The sequence below is a fragment of the Pantoea rwandensis genome (genome assembly GCF_002095475.1).
Taxonomy (GTDB): Bacteria; Pseudomonadota; Gammaproteobacteria; order Enterobacterales; family Enterobacteriaceae; genus Pantoea; species Pantoea rwandensis.
The window spans coordinates 42,866-63,120 of sequence record NZ_MLFR01000030.1; the positions used below are offsets into that span (position 1 = coordinate 42,866).

16 protein-coding genes and 3 pseudogenes are annotated in these 20,255 nt (G+C 53.2%); 9 read left to right on the plus strand and 10 right to left on the minus strand.

From position 1 onward, the window contains the following. Positions 1-324: 324 nt before the first annotated feature. Positions 325-1,170 carry an alpha/beta hydrolase gene (locus tag HA51_RS21920; RefSeq protein ID WP_084936821.1) on the plus strand — a complete coding sequence of 282 codons (846 nt, stop codon included), beginning with the start codon at positions 325-327 and terminating at the stop codon, positions 1,168-1,170. An 82-nt stretch (positions 1,171-1,252) separates the two neighbouring features. On the opposite strand, the gene HA51_RS21925 is transcribed toward HA51_RS21920, so the two are convergent. After that, on the minus strand, positions 1,253-2,170 hold the full coding sequence (locus HA51_RS21925) for a bestrophin family protein (RefSeq protein WP_084936748.1): 918 nt from the start codon (positions 2,168-2,170) through the stop codon (positions 1,253-1,255). Positions 2,171-2,425: 255 nt separating this feature from the next. Between HA51_RS21925 and HA51_RS21930 the strand changes: the two genes are divergently transcribed. Beyond that, entirely contained in the window at positions 2,426-3,067 is a 642-nt protein-coding gene (locus HA51_RS21930) for a hydrolase (RefSeq protein ID WP_034819796.1), read from the plus strand. A 1-nt stretch (position 3,068) separates the two neighbouring features. On the opposite strand, the gene HA51_RS21935 is transcribed toward HA51_RS21930, so the two are convergent. Continuing rightward, positions 3,069-3,971 carry a LysR substrate-binding domain-containing protein gene (locus HA51_RS21935; protein ID WP_084936750.1) on the minus strand — a complete coding sequence of 301 codons (903 nt, stop codon included), beginning with the start codon at positions 3,969-3,971 and terminating at the stop codon, positions 3,069-3,071. Positions 3,972-4,066: 95 nt separating this feature from the next. On the opposite strand from HA51_RS21935, the gene HA51_RS21940 reads away from it, so the two are divergent. Further along, positions 4,067-4,888 (plus strand): SDR family oxidoreductase, encoded by an 822-nt coding sequence (locus HA51_RS21940; RefSeq protein WP_084936753.1) that lies wholly within the window; start codon positions 4,067-4,069, stop codon positions 4,886-4,888. Here the strand turns inward: HA51_RS21940 and HA51_RS21945 are convergent. Further along, complete coding sequence (locus HA51_RS21945) at positions 4,885-5,220, minus strand: DUF488 domain-containing protein (protein WP_084936756.1); 336 nt, start codon at positions 5,218-5,220, stop codon at positions 4,885-4,887. The genes HA51_RS21940 and HA51_RS21945 overlap by 4 nt on opposite strands. Positions 5,221-5,471: 251 nt before the next feature. Between HA51_RS21945 and HA51_RS21950 the strand changes: the two are divergent. After that, positions 5,472-6,487 (plus strand): annotated as a pseudogene (locus HA51_RS21950) (zinc-dependent alcohol dehydrogenase family protein). A gap of 44 nt (positions 6,488-6,531) precedes the next feature. Here the strand turns inward: HA51_RS21950 and HA51_RS21955 are convergent. Further along, positions 6,532-7,311, minus strand: coding sequence for an L-threonylcarbamoyladenylate synthase (locus tag HA51_RS21955; RefSeq protein WP_084936759.1), 780 nt, complete (start codon positions 7,309-7,311; stop codon positions 6,532-6,534). 259 nt (positions 7,312-7,570) lie between these two features. Further along, positions 7,571-8,501 (minus strand): annotated as a pseudogene (locus HA51_RS21960) (nucleoside recognition family protein). Between the two features lie 372 nt (positions 8,502-8,873). On the opposite strand from HA51_RS21960, the gene HA51_RS21965 reads away from it, so the two are divergent. Next, on the plus strand, positions 8,874-10,040 hold the full coding sequence (locus tag HA51_RS21965) for a hypothetical protein (protein ID WP_084936762.1): 1,167 nt from the start codon (positions 8,874-8,876) through the stop codon (positions 10,038-10,040). Positions 10,041-10,150: 110 nt separating this feature from the next. Here the strand turns inward: HA51_RS21965 and gorA are convergent. Further along, positions 10,151-11,504, minus strand: a pseudogene (gene gorA / locus HA51_RS21970) (glutathione-disulfide reductase). Between the two features lie 125 nt (positions 11,505-11,629). Between gorA and rnz the strand changes: the two are divergent. Then, complete coding sequence (gene rnz, locus HA51_RS21975) at positions 11,630-12,541, plus strand: ribonuclease Z (RefSeq protein ID WP_084936765.1); 912 nt, start codon at positions 11,630-11,632, stop codon at positions 12,539-12,541. Here the strand turns inward: rnz and HA51_RS21980 are convergent. Next, positions 12,538-13,353, minus strand: a complete 816-nt coding sequence (locus HA51_RS21980) for a CPBP family intramembrane glutamic endopeptidase (RefSeq protein ID WP_084936768.1) — start codon at positions 13,351-13,353, stop codon at positions 12,538-12,540. The two genes, rnz and HA51_RS21980, sit on opposite strands and share 4 nt — an antisense overlap. Before the next feature lie 62 nt (positions 13,354-13,415). Then, a complete protein-coding gene (locus HA51_RS21985) occupies positions 13,416-14,258 on the minus strand; it encodes a 23S rRNA (adenine(2030)-N(6))-methyltransferase RlmJ (protein WP_084936770.1) in 843 nt (280 codons plus the stop codon). Between the two features lie 222 nt (positions 14,259-14,480). Here HA51_RS21985 and prlC point away from each other — a divergent pair, with 222 nt between their 5' ends. Both prlC and rsmJ read left to right on the plus strand, forming a co-directional pair. Continuing rightward, positions 14,481-16,523 carry an oligopeptidase A gene (gene prlC, locus HA51_RS21990; RefSeq protein WP_084936773.1) on the plus strand — a complete coding sequence of 681 codons (2,043 nt, stop codon included), beginning with the start codon at positions 14,481-14,483 and terminating at the stop codon, positions 16,521-16,523. 8 nt (positions 16,524-16,531) lie between these two features. Then, on the plus strand, positions 16,532-17,281 hold the full coding sequence (gene rsmJ, locus HA51_RS21995; protein WP_084936776.1) for a 16S rRNA (guanine(1516)-N(2))-methyltransferase RsmJ: 750 nt from the start codon (positions 16,532-16,534) through the stop codon (positions 17,279-17,281). 48 nt (positions 17,282-17,329) lie between these two features. Here rsmJ and uspA read toward each other — a convergent pair whose 3' ends face one another. Beyond that, positions 17,330-17,767 (minus strand): universal stress protein UspA, encoded by a 438-nt coding sequence (uspA, locus tag HA51_RS22000; protein WP_084936778.1) that lies wholly within the window; start codon positions 17,765-17,767, stop codon positions 17,330-17,332. Positions 17,768-18,173: 406 nt separating this feature from the next. Here uspA and uspB point away from each other — a divergent pair, with 406 nt between their 5' ends. Next, complete coding sequence (uspB, locus tag HA51_RS22010; RefSeq protein ID WP_281253471.1) at positions 18,174-18,521, plus strand: universal stress protein UspB; 348 nt, start codon at positions 18,174-18,176, stop codon at positions 18,519-18,521. Positions 18,522-18,584: 63 nt separating this feature from the next. Here uspB and pitA read toward each other — a convergent pair whose 3' ends face one another. Beyond that, a complete protein-coding gene (gene pitA / locus HA51_RS22015; protein ID WP_084936786.1) occupies positions 18,585-20,084 on the minus strand; it encodes an inorganic phosphate transporter PitA in 1,500 nt (499 codons plus the stop codon). Positions 20,085-20,255 lie beyond the last annotated feature (171 nt).

The window sequence follows — 20,255 nt, forward strand, 5'->3', positions numbered from 1 at the left end:
CGATAAACAGGTCTTGGGATTTCACTCTTGAGCCGATAACAGGTCTCGGGATTTCAGCATTGAGCCTATAAACAGGTTTCGGGTGATCACTATGAGATGGCGGCAAAAGTTATGCGGATTAACCATAAAATAAGCGCCTTTTTAGACGCTTTTTTAATGGATTTTTTGTACAAAATGCGTACATAATCGCCAGCGTTGAAATTCGACACATATCACATAACGAGACGCAGCCCACAAGGCTGACATGTTTTTCAATTCTGGCGACTGGGCATGAAACTTACACGGCGTCACTTTTTGTTGGCAACCGGGGCAACCGCACTCTCGATGACCACTGGCAAACTGTTTGCCCGTGATGACATCATTCCATTATGGCCTGACGATCCGCCGGGTGGCGGTGGGCCGTCTGGACTCTTGAAAGTCAGTATGAATGGCTCCTGGACCAACATCGTTTCTCCCGCGATTCAGCGTTTTCGTCCTGAAAATCCGAATGGCGAAGCGGTGATTGTGGCGGCAGGCGGCGGCTACCGCTTTATCGGCATGGGCCGTGAAGCTTGGCCCGTTGCGCGTTGGTTGAATGCCAATGGCTATACCGTCTATGTCTTGAGTTATCGCTTGCCGGGTGAAAAGTGGCAAGCGGGTAACCTCGCACCGTTGCAGGATGCGCAGCGCGCCATTCGTCTGGTGCGTTCAATGGAACGCAAAGTGCACTTGCTCGGCTTCTCTGCCGGCGGTCATCTACTGGGCATGGCGGCGGCGCGTCCTGATTTCACCACCTATCCTGCACAGGACCCGCTCGATCAAATCCGCCCAACAGCTGATAGCGTGGGTCTGATCTATCCGGTCATCACCCTTGAAGCGCCTTACCAGAACACTAAGACGCACCTGATGATGGTGGGCGATCACGCTACACCAACCCAGGAAGCGAACTGGTCAGTGCAGAATTATGTCACCCGACAATATCCACCGACGTTCCTGGCCCAAGCAGAAGACGATCACACCTCCAATCCCCATAACACTGAAATGATGCGCGATGCCTGTCGTCGTATGCAGGTGCCGGTAGAGTTGATTGAACTCAGCAGCGGCGGACACGGCTTTGGTCTGGGGAAAGCGGGTACGCCTGCCGCACTGTGGGATCAGGCGTATGTGCGTTGGTTGGATCTGCACAGTTAATCGAGATTAGGCCGCCATGAATGGCAACCCTACGACGAGTTTTTGCGCTTTTCTTAGGGTGCGCATCGGGCATAGATACGCATCACGTCAAATTAAAATACCGATCCGGCTGATGCGGTTCTGGCAGCGGGAAATCGTTATTCATCGCCTTCAAATTACGTTCGATATTGACGCATAGCGCATCCAGCGGCAGATGATTAGGCGCAGTGCCAAACGGATCTTCTAACTCCTCCGCCAGTGACTCAAGCGACAGGAAGGTGTAGGAAATAAACACCGACACCAGCGGCGTCATCAGATGCAAATCCGCCACCAGCGCAAACGGCAGCAGGGTACAGAACAGGTACACGGTGCGGTGCAGAATCAAACTGTAGGCAAACGGGATCGGTGTACTGGCCAGACGATCGCAGCCTCCCAGATACGCCGACAGCAAATTAAGATTCTCATCAATGCTCTGCCAGACAATATCCGATACCAATCCTTCATCACGCCGTTGCGCCAACCATTCGCCCATACATAACAGTGTTTGTGATGTCGGCATGGGATGGCCCAGCACCGCGCGCTGCCATCTTTCCGGCAGTAACCGTACTAAGTCAGCCTGTGCATCGGTTTTACGCAATCGGTGTTTCAACGCCCAACTGAATGCCAGCTGCAATCCAATAAATTCCTGCACCTGTTCTTCACTGACGCCACGAATCGTTTTTATCTGACGCAGCAGTGAGCGTTGGGCGATGTGCATATTACCCCACAGCGTGCGAGCTTCGATAAAACGCGCATAGCTGGCGTTATTACGGAAGCCAAGAAACACTGCAATCGACACACCAATCAGGCTAAACGGTGCCGTGGTGAGATGAATGCCCAAGGTGGAATACCACGGATAACCGAAGATGGCGATCACCGACATCAGCAGGTTGAGTGACAGGCGAAATACAATGCTTACCAGTACCGAGCCGTGCCAGTCGAACAGCCGGAGGAACCAGTGTTGATGAGGACGTACGATCATTTTTGCGATGGTGTTTTTTTATGATTTAGTCAACACAGGTTACGCCCGTCATTGCCGTATAAGCAATGTGAAAATCAGGTATTTCAACCATAAATACTGACGCTATAGGCTTTTTTTATCTTTATAAATCAATCTTCTAAAAACAGTTTGAACAAGTTGTAAAATTCTTTGCGTTATCTCTTCGCGGCCCCTTTCTCTAAAGTTCATTCCAGCAGCACAACACACAAATTTAAAAACACTTTAGAGGAATACATCATGTCTAAACTTGACCTGCTCGACCCACAGAACTCTACCCTGATCTTTATCGACCACCAGCCGCAGATGGCCTTCGGTGTCGCCAATATTGATCGCCAGCAGCTCAAAAATAACACCGTCGCTTTGGCAAAAGCGGGCAAAGTTTTCGACGTGCCGGTGATTTATACCTCTGTAGAAACCGAAAGTTTCAGCGGCTACATCTGGCCAGAGCTGCTGGCCGTGCATCCGGAATCCAAGCCGATTGAGCGTACCTCGATGAACTCGTGGGAAGATGCCAAATTCGTCGAAGCGGTGAAGAAAACCGGTCGTAAGAAGCTGATTATCTCCGCACTGTGGACGGAAGTGTGCCTGACCTTCCCGGCGCTGATGGCGCTGAAAGAAGGCTTTGAAGTCTACGTCGTGACCGATACTTCAGGCGGCACCAGCGTTGATGCCCATGAACGTTCAATTCAACGTATGGTGCAGGCCGGTGCGGTGCCGGTGACCTGGCAGCAAGTATTGTTGGAGTACCAGCGCGACTGGTCACGCAAAGAGACCTACGATGCGGTGATGGATCTGGTGCGTGAGCACAGCGGTGCATATGGCATGGGCGTTGATTACGCCTACACCATGGTGCACAAAGCACCACAGCGTCAGGCTTGAATTACGACTGGCGCGGTAGGCTGATTTTCAACGCATCGATAAACAGCCGCAGCGCCATCGACTGATGCTGGTTGGGCGGGAACCACAATGCCATCCCCGCCGACTGCACCCGCCAGTCGGCGAGCAGCTCCACTAACTGACCCGATTGCAGCGCCGCTTCAGCATAGAGCGACGGCACATAGGCAATGCCCAGTCCGCTGATGGCGGCTTGGGTCATCAGTGCGTTATTGTCCAGCGTGATCAAGCCTGGCACATCGATCTCACCGCTTTCTCCCGCTTTTACGTACTCCCAGCGATAGCGCTTGCCGCTTGGCAGACGATGGCGAATGCACTGCTGTTGCAGCAAATCCTGCGGTAGCTGCACCGGCGGGTGCGCGGCAAGATATGCGGGTGAAGCGATAGTGATAAAGCTTAGCGGGCCGCCCAGCGGTATAGCGACCATATCCTGCGGCACATCTTCCATTAACCGAATGCCGGCATCGAAACCTGTTGCGGTAATATCCACCAGCGTGCCCTGTGCTGCGAAGTCGAGCTGGATGTTGGGATAGTCGCGGCAGAAATCCGGCACCACTTTTTCCAGCAGGATACTGATTGCCGCGTCACTGGCGCTGATGCGTAAGGTACCTGCGTGCTGCTGGCGGCGAGCGCTGACATCGTGCAGCACTTCATCCATCTCATTCAGCAGCGGTGCGAGGCGATCCAGGAGTTGTTTTCCGGCATCGGTGAGCGATACGCTGCGGGTCGTACGCTGAAACAGCTGTACCCCCAGATTCTGTTCCAGCGTTTTTACCAAATGGCTGAGTGAAGAGCGTTTCAGGCCGAGCATCTCAGCGGCACGGCGAAAGCTGCGCTGCTCACCCAAGGTTTTGATGGCCTGCAATTCATGCCAGGAAGGTCTTCTCATTGGTGGATTTTCCTCACCAGGTCATGCGCGATTAGGGAGATTATGACCACCAGTAAAGCGATCTATCATCAGGTTTTCAACCGGAGGACGACAAAATGAAAACCTGGTTAATTACCGGTGCCAGCAGTGGGCTGGGCCGTTTAATGAGTGAAGATTTACTGGCGCGTGGCGATCGGGTGCTGGCCTGCGTAAGGCGCACCGAGGCAATGGCGGATCTGCAAGCGCGATACGATGAGCAGTTACAGGTCATGATGCTGGATTTGGCGAATACTGCCAGCATTGCACCAGCCATCCTCCGCGCATTTGCCAGCGTTGACCGTATCGATGTGGTGGTGAGCAATGCCGCTTATGGTCTGTTTGGTGCCGCGGAGGAGCTGAGCGATGCGCAGATTGATCGCCAAATCGCCACCAATCTCACCGGTTCCATTCAACTGATTCGCGCAGTGATTCCGCTGATGCGCCAGCAGGGGGGAGGACGCATTGCGCAGGTTTCTTCTGAAGGTGGGCAAGTGGCTTATCCCAACTTTAGCCTGTACCACGCCAGCAAGTGGGGCATCGAGGGATTTGTTGAAGCGGTGCGGCAGGAAGTCGCCAGTTTTGGCATCGATTTCCTGCTGGTGGAGCCGGGTCCAACCGCCACCAATTTCGGTGCCGGGCTGGATATTGCTGAGGCGCAGGATGTTTATCAGGACACCTCATCCGGCCAAGTGCGCCGCGCCATTTTATCTGGCGAGTTCGCTATCAAAGGCGATGCGGCGAAATCCGTTACGGCGATGATCGCAACGCTTGATCAAGCCGCCATGCCACTGCGTTTAGCGCTTGGCAGCACGGCTTATGACAATATTGAAGCCGCACTGGAACGGCGTCTGGCTGAGTTACGCGCTCAAAAAGCTACCGCGTACGGGGCGGATGTTTAATCCAGCAGTTTCTGCAATACGGTAATGTGGCTCTGCTGGTCGAGTTTCGTGGCGGTCAGCAGTGTCACCTTTTGCTTCGCCATACGCTCTTTTAGCTCGGCGAGTGCTGCGTTTTGTTGTAACTCGGCACGGTACTGCTTTTCGAAATGGGCGAAATCCATGGTTTCGCTGTGTAGCGCTTTGCGTAATGCGGCAGAAGGCGCGATGTCCTTCAACCACGCATCGCAGTGCAGATCGGCTTTTTTAATGCCACGCGGCCACAGCCGATCGACCAAAACCCTGTAGCCGTCCTGTTCGCTGATCTCGTCGTAGACCCGTTTCACATCAACCATGATTGCCCCCCTTTAACCGCACATTGTAGCAGGCGGAGATTGAGCATAACTGCCACACTTAGCATCAGTTTTTACCAGGTGCGCATAAATGCGCACCCTACGGTTGAACATGGAACCGTAGGGTTGCCCTTTATCTGATCGTATATACGGCATCCAACATGGTGGGGTCGCCATGTATCTGATCTAACACATTGCACCCAACATTGTAGGGTCGCCATTTATGGCGACCGATACCAAGGAGAACAGCAATCATGCAAGCGATGATCCTGAAACAGCCCGGTGGTTTAGACCATCTACAACGGGTGGATCTGCCCGATCCGGGTAAACCCGCCGCTGGGGAGATCCGCGTGGCGATTCACGCGACTTCTCTCAACTTCCACGATCTGCTGGTGGCAGATGGATCGATCCCCACCGAGCAGGATCGCATCATGATGGCGGACGGCGCGGGCGTGGTTGAAGAGGTCGGGGCAGGCGTCACGGAATTTAAACCCGGTGACCACGTGGTGTCGTGCTTCTTCCCGCAGTGCAGGACGGTTTGCCGTTTGCTCAGGTCGGCAATTTCACCCAGACACCCGGCGATGGCGCAAACGGTTTTGCCGCCGAAGTGGTGGTGCGTCCGGCGCATCACTTTACGCTCGCCCCGCGTGGCTGGCGTCATGCCGAAGCGGCAACCATCACCACCTCCGGACTGACGGCGTGGCGCGCACTGGTAGGGGATGCGCAGATCAAAGCGGGCGATACGATCGTGACGTTAGGCACCGGTGGCGTATCGATCACCGCACTGCAAATTGCCAAAGCGATGGGCGCGCGAGTGATTGTCACCTCATCGTCAGATGAGAAGCTAGCAAGGGCGCAAGCGCTGGGAGCCGATGCGGGTATCAACTATCGCAGCACGCCGGAGTGGGGCAAAGCCGTTCAACAGCTGACGGATGGCAAAGGCGCAGATGTGGTGATTGAACTCGGTGGGCCGGGCACCATGGCGCAGTCGATTGAAGCAGTGCGAGTCGGCGGTCATATTGCGCTGATTGGCGTACTGACCGGGCGCGAAGGGGTGATCCCAACCTCGCTGTTAATGGCAAAACAGGCACGTATTCAAGGCCTGATTGTCGGGCATCGTCGTCAGCAGCAGGACTTTGTGCGGGCGTTAGAGCAAACCGGTATTCGTCCAGTGATAAGCGACAGTTATGGCGCGTTAAGCGATCTGCCTGCGGCGTTTAAACATCAGCAGTCTGCGGGACACTTCGGCAAGATCACCGTGGAGTGGTAATCCGGTAAGCCTGTCTCCTCTATGAGGAAACAGGCTTCAGCACATCAGTAGTAATCACCGTGGCGGTAATCCCATGATGGGAAGATATCTGACAGCAGCGCCATGATTTTATCGACATCCAGGCCTTTACGGATCAGCACCGGGCACGGCGTGATTTTGCGTTCGCCGTTTTGCTGCGGGATCAGACGGCCTTCGCTATCCACCATCGACACCATTACGCCCTGTTCGTAGCGCACTTTATTTTCGTCATTAGGCTGAATGGATTTCACGTAGTCATTGGCTTCAATAATTAAATCAGCGCGTGAGGCAATACGTTCGCCAATACCTTCAACCAAACCACGGTTTCCCTGACCCGATGGGTTGGCGGAGCTGGCAAAGGAGAATTTCCCGTGGTCTTCCCACAGCGCTTTCGCAATATTTTCACCGGGGCGGCCAAATTTAATCACGAAGCAGCTGGTCTGGCGTCCATCCATCATCAGCTCTTTAGAGCCGTCAGCCGGAATACGCGCCAGCGCATCTTCGCGCCATGGTAAAATACAGCCCAGCAGGATATCTTGATCCCAATGCTGTTGATAAAGCTGGTCAATTTCCGGCGTCAGCTGTGCCAGGGAACGCAGCTGCTCCAGCGAGCCACACAGCACCACGCCTGGCTTATTACGCTTGCGTTGCTTGGCTTCGAACTTGCGCTCCAGCCCGGCTTTATCGGAGGTCATGATGATGTAACCCACTTTGGTGGGGCTCACAATCATGCCGCCGTCCTGTGACAGAATCTCGATGGCTTCAGGTTGCAATCCGCCATTCCAGGTTATTTGTTTACCGCTCATGGATCTACCCTATCTGCGTATCAATAGATGACGTGCAGGAATATTACCTGCAATGTAATTAAGGAATTAATTAACCGGATAATTCATCTGGATTAATTGTCTTGCGTAAAGCCATGCTGGTGATAATAGTACGATAATTAAAGGCTGTGCAACTGATGAAAATAACGATGGAATATATAGGGTTAATTTTAAATAACGCACGGAAAGTGTAGTGTTATTTAAATAGGGCGCTGAATAAACCTTTCAGCGCCAGGGATTATTAAAATATCAGGGCGTGCGCCACACCGCGTAGCGCGATGCCTAGAATAATGCCCGGCACGGCGAAACGGAACAGACGCGGGAAACGGCTCGACAGGCCAAGGAAAATACCAATACCTGGCAGGTCAAAGGTTTGAATCAGCCAGCCCGCCGAGGCATTAATATTGTGCGCACTGTAGAGTCCTTTCTCCACCAACCCCGCCACCACGCCGTAGTACGCAGTCCCGCCCGCCAGGCATTTGGTCAGCAGGCAGAATGTAGACTTCGGAGATGTTGAGCCTATCCAGCAACGGTGAAACCAGCCGGGTGAGCATCTCAATGCCACCGGATTCCTTCAAAATGCCGACCACTGAGAGAGACAGAATCAGCATCGGCAGTGAGCCCAGCGCCAGGCGAATCGCATCCGCACCCGCACTGTTGATGATGGCAATCAGCCCCATCTTGCTTTCATTATTCGTAACGGCTTCATCTTCATTGAGCAGCGCCGCATCAGAAAGTTTGCGGCCAAAAAAGTGGTAGGTTGCTGCCGCCGCCAACACACCGCCACAAATTGAGATCAGCAGTGCCGCAGTCCAGTTCAGTCCTGCGGGAATCAACGGATAGAAGGCGTTGGCTTGCCCCATGGCAAACAGCATTGCCAACGTGGCCGCCATATGACGATCGGAGGTGCCGCGCTTTTCCATAATGGCTAATGCTGCTAACGGCGCAGCAAAACTGACAAAGTTAAGCTGAATCAGGGCAAATAACGCCAGTCCGGTAATACCTAGAGGTTTTAATAACGGTGTGGAATGACGGACCACAAAATCCAGTACGCCTTTCACTTCCAGATATTTCATGATGAATAACATCACCACCATAATTGGAATAAGCGTGTACAACGCGACATCTACCGAGGCTTTGCCCGCAGACATAATAATGCTGATGATATTCATGCCGCCTCCCTACGCCAAATCCATTGCTCACCGTACGTCAACATTGTGCTTACGCTCTCCCCTTACCCGCCAGAAAAGCCAGCGCGAAGGGCGCCAGCAAAGAAATAAATAGTATCCCGGCAGTGTGGACTTGAGTAGTGAATAAATTAAATTTTATCTTGTAGAAGGTGAAAGGTGATGTATGTAATCCATTGATTTGTAATCATATTATATAATTTTAGCCGGCAGCCTTGCATAGAGTGAAAGCTTCTTCATTAATGTTCTTACTTTTACGGCCGATAACTTAGCATAAAACTTTGTCAAGCTTGAACACGGCAAGGCTAAGTTGTGGGTTAATTCTTTTTTAATGTGATCTGAAGATCAGGAGGTTGTGTGAATAGCAATGTAAATGAATTGATCGGTTCTGATGTTACATGGATAGATGAGAGTGGAGATTCAGTCATTACTGCTAGGGCATGTGCATATTTTCCTGACGAATCCATTATTGAGATCACTTCCCCAGAAGAACTTAAAAAACTAGCTAATATCGCTGCTGAGACTTGTAAGGGATTCATCAATACCTCGAGTCGTACGGTTGAATTAGTCTTTATGCCTAATATTCAAAAGGGATTGAATGAGGGCACTATGAGAATGATGACAACTCGGTCAGGGGAGACGCTAGCTGATGTTGTGCATTCGGTAGGGGACAAAGCTGGCCAGATCGCAGGCAAAGCACGTGTCATTGAAGGCGGAAAGCTTAAACAATTGGCGTCTGGAGCGTTTCAGCTCGTAAGCTTCGTGGTAGCTCAATCTCATTTGTCTGAAATTAATACAGAATTAGATGGTATTAAAAAATCAATCTCTCAGCTTCATGAAAAAATGGATAATGAACGTCTTGCTGATATAGAAGGGCGCATCAGTTATTTTGAAAAGTTAATTAAGCGCATGTCTGATGGGGAATTTAATGATAAAATCCCACAGGAAATTAGTAATATGATTGAGTCTACAATTGCAGACGCCCATAAATGGAAAGCGCTATTGGCTAATGATCTAAAAACATTGCAAAAGGAAATTGGTAATATAAAAGATAATGATTATTTTGGAACCGGAAACTCTTATCAGGAGCTTAAGAATAAAATTGAAGAGTTGAATCCGTTAATTATTAGAAGAAAGTTGCTCCTTAAGATAAGCGCGTTAATTAGCTGGCTAAACGCTTGCGTTGATCCTATGGGGAAGAAGTTTACAGTATTTGATGTTGAGACTAAGCAATGGCAAGAGTCAATTTCTGCTATTGGTGAGGTTATCTCGCGTCAATGGGACACACTCTTAAAAGTATCTAAATTCAATAGCGACGAGTTGTTAGAACATCGCCGTTATCGATTAAGGAGTATTTTAACAAATTCAGTAGAGCAATCCCGATTAACTGAGGAAAATTTCACCATCAGCCTGATGAAAATGATTCATAGCCAGAGGAACATTCTCTCGCAAAAGGGGAAGTTTCGAGTTGCATTGGGTTTCGATAGCACGGGAAAGCTTGAAAAAGCAGCAGTGGTCGATTAACCGATATCATTGCCGCACTTGCTGATAATTTTTTATTACGAGGGCAGACTGCTAGATGCTCAAAAAATGAGGTTTTAAAACCTCATTCGAACAGCTAACTTCTGCCGATATTAACGCATCGTAACAAACTCTTCGGCCGCCGTTGGGTGAATCGCCACGGTGTTGTCGAAGTCTTTCTTGGTCGCGCCCATCTTCAGTGCCACCGCGAAGCCTTGCAGCATCTCATCCATACCGTTGCCGATACCGTGAATGCCGACAATCTTCTCTTCTGCACCCACGCACACCAGCTTCATGCGGCACGGCTGGCGATGTTGGGTGACGGCGGTGTACATCGCGGTGAACGATGATTTATACACTTTCACCTGGTCGTCACCGTACTGCTCGCGCGCCTGCGGCTCAGTCAGGCCGACGGTACCAATCGGTGGATGGGTGAACACCACGGTTGGCACATTGCTGTAATCCAGATGCTCATCCGGCTTGTTGTTGAACAAGCGCTCTGAAAGACGACGGCCTGCGGCAACTGCAACCGGCGTCAGTTCCACCGCACCGGTGTTATCGCCTACCGCATAAATGCCTTTCACGTTGGTGTTCTGGAACTTATCAACGTTGATATAGCCTTTTTCGTTCAGCGCCACGCCGGTCACGGAGAGGTTGAGATTGTCGGTGGCTGGCTCGCGGCCAATCGCCCACACCAGGCAATCGACGGTTTGCTCATGACCGCTTTCCAGTTGCAGCGTCAGGCTGCCGTCTGCATTTTTGATCACCGCTTTCGGGATCGACTCGGTATGCAGCGTTGGGCCTTCGGCCTGCATCACTTCCACCAGCGTATCGACAATCAACGGATCGAAGCTGCGTAGCGGCGCATGCTTACGCACAAACAGATGCGTTTCGGCACCCAGTGCGTTGACCACACCGGCCAGTTCCACCGCGATATACCCTGCGCCCACTACCGCAACACGCTTCGGCAGCGCATCCAGTTCAAAGAAACCGTCAGAGTCGATACCGTATTCCGCGCCTGGCACTTTTGGATGGCTTGGACGGCCACCGGTAGCGATTAGGATGTGATCGGCAGTAATGGTTTCGCCGTTTACTTCCACGGTGTTGGCATCAATAAAGCGTGCGAAGCCTTTGATCACTTCAACGTTATTTTTACCCAGCACGTTATCGTACGAGGTATGAATACGGTCGATGTAAGCGCTGCGGTTTTTCACCAGCACTGACCAGTCAAAATTGTTCACGGTGGTATCGAAACCGTAATCGGGGCCATACAGGTGGATGGCTTCCGCAATCTGCGCGGCATGCCACATCACTTTTTTTTGGCACGCAGCCAACGTTGACACAGGTGCCGCCCAATTCTTTCGCTTCGATCAGCGCGCACTTCTGGCCATGCATCGCGGCACGGTTAATCGAGGCGATACCGCCGCTGCCGCCGCCGATGGCGAGGTAATCAAAATGTCGGGTCATCCGGAATGTCCATCTGTTGGAAGAAAATTGGCATAGAGTGTAACGCTGCTTGCGCAAGCGGCGCAAAGGTTCAGCCTATGATTATGATAGGGTTAAATCTACGTTCCGCTAACATGGAAGACATTATGCACCTGACTTTTCTTGGCACCGGCGCGGGTGCGCCGAGTTTGCAACGCAACGTCACGGCGATTGCGCTGACACTGTCGAAACGTGGCGACACCTGGCTGTTCGACTGCGGCGAAGCCACTCAGCATCAGTTTATGCGCTCAGCGCTCAAACCCAGCAAACTGGAAAAAATCTTTATTACCCATCTGCACGGTGACCACATCTTTGGCCTGCCGGGTTTGCTCACCAGCCGATCAATGGCGGGATTGCTGGAGCCCATGACGGTTTACGGGCCGAAAGGCATCAAGCAGTTTGTTGAGACGGCGCTGAGTTTGAGCGGGTCTTACACCAGCTTCCCGCTGGAAATCGTTGAGATTGAAGCGGGCGAAGTGCTGGATGATGGTGAATTTCGCGTCACGGCCTATCCGATGAATCATGTGGTGGAGTGCTATGGTTATCGCATCGAACAGCATGACAAACCGGGCTTTCTCGATGCGCCACGCCTGAAAGCGGAAGGGGTGCCGCGCGGGCCGTGGTATCAGGATTTGAAAGAGGGTAAACGCATCCGGCTAGAGGACGGGCGCGAGATTGACGGCGCGGAGTATCTCGGCCCGGCGACTAAAGGCAAAGTGATCGCCATATTCGGCGATACCGGCCCGACAGAAGTGGCGCTTGAGCTAGCAGCGAATGTGGATGTGATGGTGCATGAAACCACTATGGAAGCGGCGATGGCAGAGAAAGCCAATGGGCGCGGCCATTCCACCACGATTCAGGCGGCCGAAGTGGCAAAGCAGGCGGGGGCGAAGCGTATGATCGCCACGCACTTCAGTTCGCGCTATGTATCGAGTGACCGGGAGAGATTGCTGGCGGAGTGCCAGTCGGTGTTTGCAGCGACCGAGCTGGCACGTGATTTTGCGGTATTCGAGATTTAGTGCTGTAACGCCGGATAGGTGAAGAACAGCAGGTGCGTCATGTTGAACAGGAAGTGGACGACGGTGGCGACCCATACGCGTCCGCTCCAGTGCCACGCCAGGCCGTAAATCAACCCGGCCAGGGTCGCGAAGACAACCAGCATCATCCCGCCAGGGAAATGCGCCAGTCCAAACAGCACTGACGTAATCAACAGCGCCGCCACGCCGCCGATTTTCTGGCGCAGGCGCTGTTGCACATAACCGCGAAAGAACGCTTCTTCTGCCAGTGAGACAAAGAACAGGTTTGCCAGCATAAAGCTGCCAAGCCAGTCCGGCCAGTGGGGCTCAATCGCCAGTCCACCCAGCAGCACGGCGACGTACAGCAGTAGTGGAATCGCCGCCAGCAACAGCAGCCACAGAATCTTGTGCGGCGCGGGAAACTTCTGCGTGCGGAACAGCGTAGGTAACGCGGCCAGCAGCACAAACGGAATCAGCGCTTTATCGAAGTTGTAGGAGAAACTGAACGGCACACTGTTGGGGCCCACCTGCAGCTCATCAATCTGACGCGGGTTGTTAAAGCCAGGCACCAGGTGCAGGAACAAGCCAGCCGCAATCAGCACTAACAGGGCTTCGCAGATGAGCAGCACGACGCGGTTAGTGGGATTTTCCACTCGCACCCATGCCAGCAGAGCAATCACGCCCATGATGGTAATGGCGGGCCAGTTCAGTACATCCTGAAACAGGCCCATGATCGTCGCCAGTAACAGCAGGAGTACGGCGAGACGTTTGGCAGGCGACAGCACAGTCAGTGCGCCAGCCAGAATGATCCACATAAAGAGTGTCCTTAGAAGGGTAACGGCAAAGGGCGGCTCAAGAGCCGCACCCGACAAGCACGTTATTCTGGAACGATTTGCGTCACGCTGTAGTGACCGGTGCCAGCTGGTACCAGCTTCTGGTGCAGCCACGGCAGTAGCTCTTCCATCTGCGCTTTCAGTTTCCACGGTGGGTTAATCACGATCATGCCAGAGGCGGTCATACCGCGCTGATCGCTGTCTGGACGCACCGCCAGTTCGATCTGCAGGATGTTGCGGATATTGGTTGCCTGCAAATCTTTCACCATATGTTTGATTTGCTGACGCATTACCACCGGATACCACAGTGCGAATACGCCAGTGGCGAAGCGCTTGTGACCTTCCTGAATGCCTTTCACCACATCCTGATAATCGCTTTTCATTTCATACGGCGGATCGATCAGAATCAAACCGCGACGGCTTAGCGGTGGCAATTTAGCTTTAAGTTGCTGATAGCCGTCACCTCGTGCAACACGGGCGCGGTCATCTTTGCTGAACTCATTACGCAGCAGCGGATAATCGCTGGAGTGCAGTTCGGTCAGCTCCAGTTTATCCTCTTCACGCAGCAAAAAGCGCGCGATCAATGGCGAGCCCGGATAGTAGCGCAACGTGCCATGAGGGTTGAGGTTGCGCACCGCAGAGAGATACGGTTTCAGCAGCTCTGGTACGTCCGGCTGCTGCCAGATGCGGCCGATGCCTTCCAGATATTCACCGGTACGCTCGGCGTGCTCACCGCTCAGCTGGTAACGACCGGCACCGGCATGCGTATCCAGATAGAGGAACGGTTTTTCCTTCTCCATCAGGGCGGTGAGGATCAGGCTTTCAACGGTATGTTTGAGCACGTCGGCATGGTTGCCGGCATGAAAACTGTGGCGATAACTCAGCATAAAAAAGAGGGGTCCGCGGTTGGATCAAAGGAGATAAATACATCGTGTGTGGCGCGATTATAGCCGTGCTGCGTAAAAATTGCTGACGTTTTGGCTCTCGCGCTTTTTTCTTCTGCGGTCCATCCTTAATGGCATTGAATTTCCTGCTCTCTGACCGCATGTTAGAAAGATTGCGTCGCGCGAAACCTCGCGCCCGAACACTATGATGAAAGGACTGCGCTTATGACCAATCCGTTACTCACCCCTTATTCGCTCCCGCCTTTTTCCGCTATCAAACCTGAGCATGTGGTTCCCGCTGTGACTGAAGCGCTGAACAACTGTCGTGCCGAAGTGGAACGCGTTGTGGCGCAGGGTGCGCCTTACTCTTGGGATAATCTGGTGCAGCCGCTGGCCGAAGTCGATGATCACTTAAGCCGCATTTTCTCACCGGTCAGCCATCTGAATTCCGTCAAAAACAGCCCGGAACTGCGTGAAGCCTATGAGCAGACGCTGCCGCTATTGTCAGAATACAGCACCTGGGTTGGCCAGCACGAAGGCCTGTATCAGGCTTATCGCGATCTGAAGCAGGGCGACAACTATGCCGCACTGGACCTCGCGCAGAAGAAAGCGGTGGATAACGCACTGCGTGATTTTGAACTCTCCGGTATCGGTCTCGATAAAGAGAAACAGAAGCGCTACGGCGAAATCGCGGCTCGCCTGTCTGAACTCGGTTCGACCTACAGTAATAACGTGCTCGATGCCACCATGGGCTGGAGCAAGCTGATCACTGACGAAGCGGATCTGGCGGGCATGCCGGAAAGCGCCCTGGCAGCAGCCAAAGCACAGGCAGAAGCCAAAGAGCAAGACGGCTGGTTGCTGACGCTGGATATTCCAAGCTACCTGCCGGTGATGACCTACTGCGACAACGCGACACTGCGTGAAGAGATGTACCGCGCCTATTCAACGCGCGCTTCTGAGCAGGGTCCAAACGCCGGTAAATGGGATAATGGACCGATCATGGCCGAAGAGCTGGCATTGCGTCACGAACTGGCACAGCTGCTGGGCTTTGACTCCTTCGCGCATAAATCACTGGCGACTAAAATGGCGGAAAACCCGGCCCAGGTGATCGACTTCCTAACCGGCCTCGCCAAACGCGCTCGCCCACAGGGTGAGAAAGAGTTAGCCCAGCTGCGCGCCTTCGCCAAAAAAGAGTATGGCGTTGACGAGATGAATCCATGGGACCTCACCTATTACGGCGAGAAGCAAAAACAGCATCTCTACACCATCAGCGATGAGCAACTGCGTCCTTACTTCCCGGAAGAGCGTGCGGTTAGCGGTCTGTTCGAAGTGGTGAAACGCATTTACGGCATCACCGCGAAAGAGCGTAAAGACGTCGATGTTTACCATCAGGACGTGCGCTTCTTCGACCTGTTTGATGAAAGCGGCGAGCTGCGTGGCAGCTTCTATCTCGATCTCTACGCGCGTGAGCACAAGCGTGGCGGGGCGTGGATGGATGATTGCGTCGGCCAGATGCGTAAAGCCGATGGCAGCCTGCAGAAGCCGGTCGCGTACCTCACCTGTAACTTCAACCGTCCAGTGCAAGGTAAACCCGCGCTGTTCACCCACGATGAAGTCACTACGCTGTTCCATGAGTTTGGTCACGGCTTGCACCATATGCTGACGCGCATCGAAGCGCCGGGCGTATCGGGCATCAGCGGTGTGCCATGGGATGCCGTCGAGCTGCCAAGCCAGTTTATGGAAAACTGGTGCTGGGAGCCGGAAGCGTTGGCGTTTATTTCCGGCCACTATGAAACCGGCGAACCGCTGCCGAAAGATCTGCTGGATAAAATGCTGGCAGCGAAAAACTATCAGGCGGCGCTGTTTATCCTGCGTCAGCTGGAGTTCGGCCTGTTCGATTTCCGTATGCATACCGAGTTCAATCCAGAAAAAGGCGCGCAGATCCTGGAAACCCTGCGTGAAGTGAAAAAGCAGGTTGCCGTGGTGCCAAGCCCTGAGTGGGGCCGCTTCCCGCATGCGTTCAGCCACGTCTTCGCTGGCGGTTATGCCGCAGGTTACTACAGCTACCTGTGGGCGGATGTGCTGGCGGCGGATGCTTACTCACGCTTTGAAGAAGAAGGCATTTTCAACCGTGAAACCGGACAGTCGTTCCTCGACAACATCTTGACGCGTGGCGGTTCCGAAGAGCCAATGGAGCTGTTCAAACGCTTCCGTGGCCGTGAACCGCAGCTGGATGCGATGCTGGAACACTACGGAATTCAGGGATAAGCCTGCTTGTGAAAATCGGTTTAATCGATGAAACAGGCGCCGGAGACGGCGCCTTATTACATCTGGCGCAGCGCTGGGGCTTGCAGCAAGACGACCAGTCCGTGATGGCACTGGTGCTCACCTCAGAGCATCTGGAATTGCGCAAATTAGATGAGCCGAAATTAGGCGGCATCTTTGTGGACTTCGTTTCTGGTGCCATGGCCCATCGCCGTAAGTTTGGCGGCGGTCGCGGTGAAGCCGTAGCGAAAGCGGTGGGCATCAAAGGCGGTTATCTGCCGGATGTGATTGATGCAACGGCGGGCTTGGGGCGCGATGCTTTTGTGCTCGCCGCGCTGGGTTGTCGTGTGCGTATGCTGGAGCGTCATCCTGTGGTCGCGGCTTTGCTGGATGATGGTTTACGTCGTGGCTATGAAGATGCGGAGATTGGCGGTTGGCTGCGTGAACGGCTGACGCTACTGCACGTGGTGAGCCAACAGGCGTTGAGTGATATCACGCCTGCACCGGATGTGGTGTATCTCGATCCGATGTATCCCCATCGCCAAAAGAGCGCGATGGTGAAGAAGGAGATGCGGGTATTTCAGTCGCTGGTCGGGGCTGATGAGGATGCCGATGCGCTGCTGGAGCCGGCGCGCCGCCTGGCGAAGAAACGCATCGTGGTGAAACGTCCGGATTACGCACCGCCGTTAGCGGGTATCGCCACCCAATCGGCGGTGGTGACCAAAAGCCATCGCTTTGATATTTATCCGCCGTTGGTTTAAAAAACAGGGCCAGCTCAGCTGGCCCTGGTCTTATTGGTCTTATTGGTCTTATTCGTCTTCTTCGTCACGCAGCGGCACAATCAACATGTCGATATGCACGGTGTTGATCAGCTGGCGCGCGGATGACATCAGCTTGCTCCAGAAATCCTGGTGGTGACCACAGACCACCAAATCCACATCATATTTCTTAATCGCATCCACCAGCACTTGGCCGAGGTCGCCGCTGCCGCTCAGGGTTTCACTGATCGGATAACCGGCATTGATTGAAAGCTCTTTCAGCGCGGTGTGCGTCTCTTCAGAAATGCGTTTCTGCATGTCGCCCAGATTGACGTCGATCAGCCCGGTATAGAGGTCTGAGTAATTCACATCAACGTGGATTAACGAGATTTTTGCATCGTAAGGGCGGGCCAGTGAAACGGCTTTATCAACCAGCAACTGGCTTTCCGGGGAAAGGTCTACAGCAATCAGGATGTGTTTATAGGCCATGATAAAACTCCTTCTCAAGATTCTGGGGGCAACCCGTTGTTTGCCTTCACGGCAGGCGTTGTCCTTTGCGCACAATGGCGATGAAGCGCCGCCAGCCATAATTTATGCCATCAGGCGTATGTTGTTATGTTTTGAGTATAGCCAGAGTTGTTAACAAATGCTGCAATCTGCGGCTCGCTTGTGAGGAAGATCAAGCGCTATCGCGATATTCATTCGCGGTGAACGAAAACATCGCTGGAAAAAAATTGAACAGATCTCCTACACTGAAAATGAGTGCCACCGCCGTCTGGGTGACGCGCTCGGGTTCGCATAACAACAATGCAATTCGATTCATCTGTGGCTGGTTAATTTCCCGTGGGGCGTCTACAGCATTTCCCCGCTGCATTCGACGTCATTGCGGCTCCAGCTGGGAGGGGAACATGATCAGACTATCGCGCTTTTTTGGGCTCTGTGTGTGGTTTGTCTGGTGAATATGGCGCGCTATTTCTCTTCTTTGCGCTCGCTACTGGCTGTGCTGCGCGGATGCGATCCGCTGCTATATCAATATGTGGATGGGGCGGGTTTCTTCACGTCTCATGGTCAGCCGAGCAAGCAGGTGCGGCTGGTGCGTTATATTTGGGATAAACGCTATCGCGACCATCACGACGACGAATTTATTCGCCGCTGCGAACGCGTGCGCAGGCAGTTTGTTCTGACCAGCGGGCTCTGTTTTGTGGTGGTGGTGAGCCTGGTTGGCTTGGCGATCTGGCATTAATCAGCAGCAATAAAAAAGGGCGACCTGTGTTAAACAGTCGCCCTCTTGTTTGCCGATGACGGCTTAGATAATTTTCAGCGCGATCCAGTAGAGCGAACCTGACAGCACAATACACACCGGCAGGGTGAACACCCATGCCAGGGCAATGTTTTTAATGGTGCGGCTCTGCAAGCCACCGCCATCCACCAGCATGGTACCGGCAACGGACGATGACAGGATATGCGTGGTTGAAACCGGCATGCCGGTGTAGCTGGCGATACCGATTGATACCGCCGCGGTCACCTGTGCCGACATGCCCTGTGCGTAGGTCATGCCTTTTTTACCGATTTTCTCACCGATAGTGGTCGCCACACGGCGCCAGCCAATCATGGTGCCGATGCCCAGTGCTAATGCCACGGCCATGATGATCCAGATCGGTGCGTACTCAACGGTGCCCAGCAGGTCGCCTTTCAGCTTGTTGAGGAAGCGCTTATCGTCTGGTGTGGTCTCTGGCAGTTTCGCGGCTTTATCGGCCGTGTCCGAGACGCACATCAAGAGGCGGCGCATCTGGCTGCGTTGATCAACGGTCAGTTGGTCATAGCTGTTCAGATTAGCCAGTAACACTTGCGCACGGTCAATCGCCTGCAGCGCGCGGCTGCTGTCGCAATGGAACTCATGCGGGCCGCCCACGGCTTCTTCCGGTGAAGGCACCGCAGGCGGAGCCATCTGGATGATATGCGTGAGTGAATCGCTGTGCTGCTGGTAATACTGTTCCAGATGATTAACGGCATCGCGAGTCCGCGTGATGTCATAACCCGAGGCATTCATGTTGACCACGAAACCGGCAGGTGCCACACCGATCAGCACGAGCATAATCAGGCCAATGCCTTTCTGACCATCGTTCGCACCGTGGGAGTAACTCACGCCAATCGCGGAAACAATCAGCGCCGTGCGCGTCCAGAACGGCGGCTTTTTCTTACCATCGATCTTTTCACGGTCAGCGGGCGTCATATGGATACGCGCGCGCTTAGGCGTGTTGCTCCAGTAACGGCGCAGGATAAAGATCAGCGCACCCGCAATCACCAGACCAACAATCGGTGACAGAATCAGAGAAAGGAAAATATTGATCACTTTCGGCAGATTGAGGGCATCAACCACCGAGGTGCCGGTCATCAGCGCATTGGTGAGACCAATGCCGATAATGGCGCCAATCAGGGTGTGAGAGCTGGAAGCCGGCAAACCCAGATACCAGGTGCCGAGGTTCCAGATAATCGCCGCCAGCAGCATGGAGAACACCATGGCGAGGCCGTGCGCGGAACCCACATTCAGCAGTAAATCGGTTGGCAGCATATGCACGATGGCATAAGCCACGCTCAAGCCGCCTAGCAAAACGCCTAAGAAGTTGAAAACACCCGCCATCACAACCGCCAATTGCGCCCGCATCGCACGGGTATAGATAACAGTGGCGACTGCGTTAGCAGTGTCATGGAAACCGTTGATTGCCTCATAGAACAATACAAACAGCAGAGCTATAACCAAAAACAGGCCGGTACTGAGGTCAAGACCAGCGAACAGATGTAGCATAAACGTTACGCCATTTTTTGGAGGACATGAACGCGGCGCATTATCTGCGACAACCCGCATGATGTGAAAGGAAAATATAGTCCTTTTTTGTCTTAAATTTGTCATTTGAACGGCTTGGGAAGACAAAAAGACTGAAAAATAAGCAAGTTACAATATGACATATTTACTGCT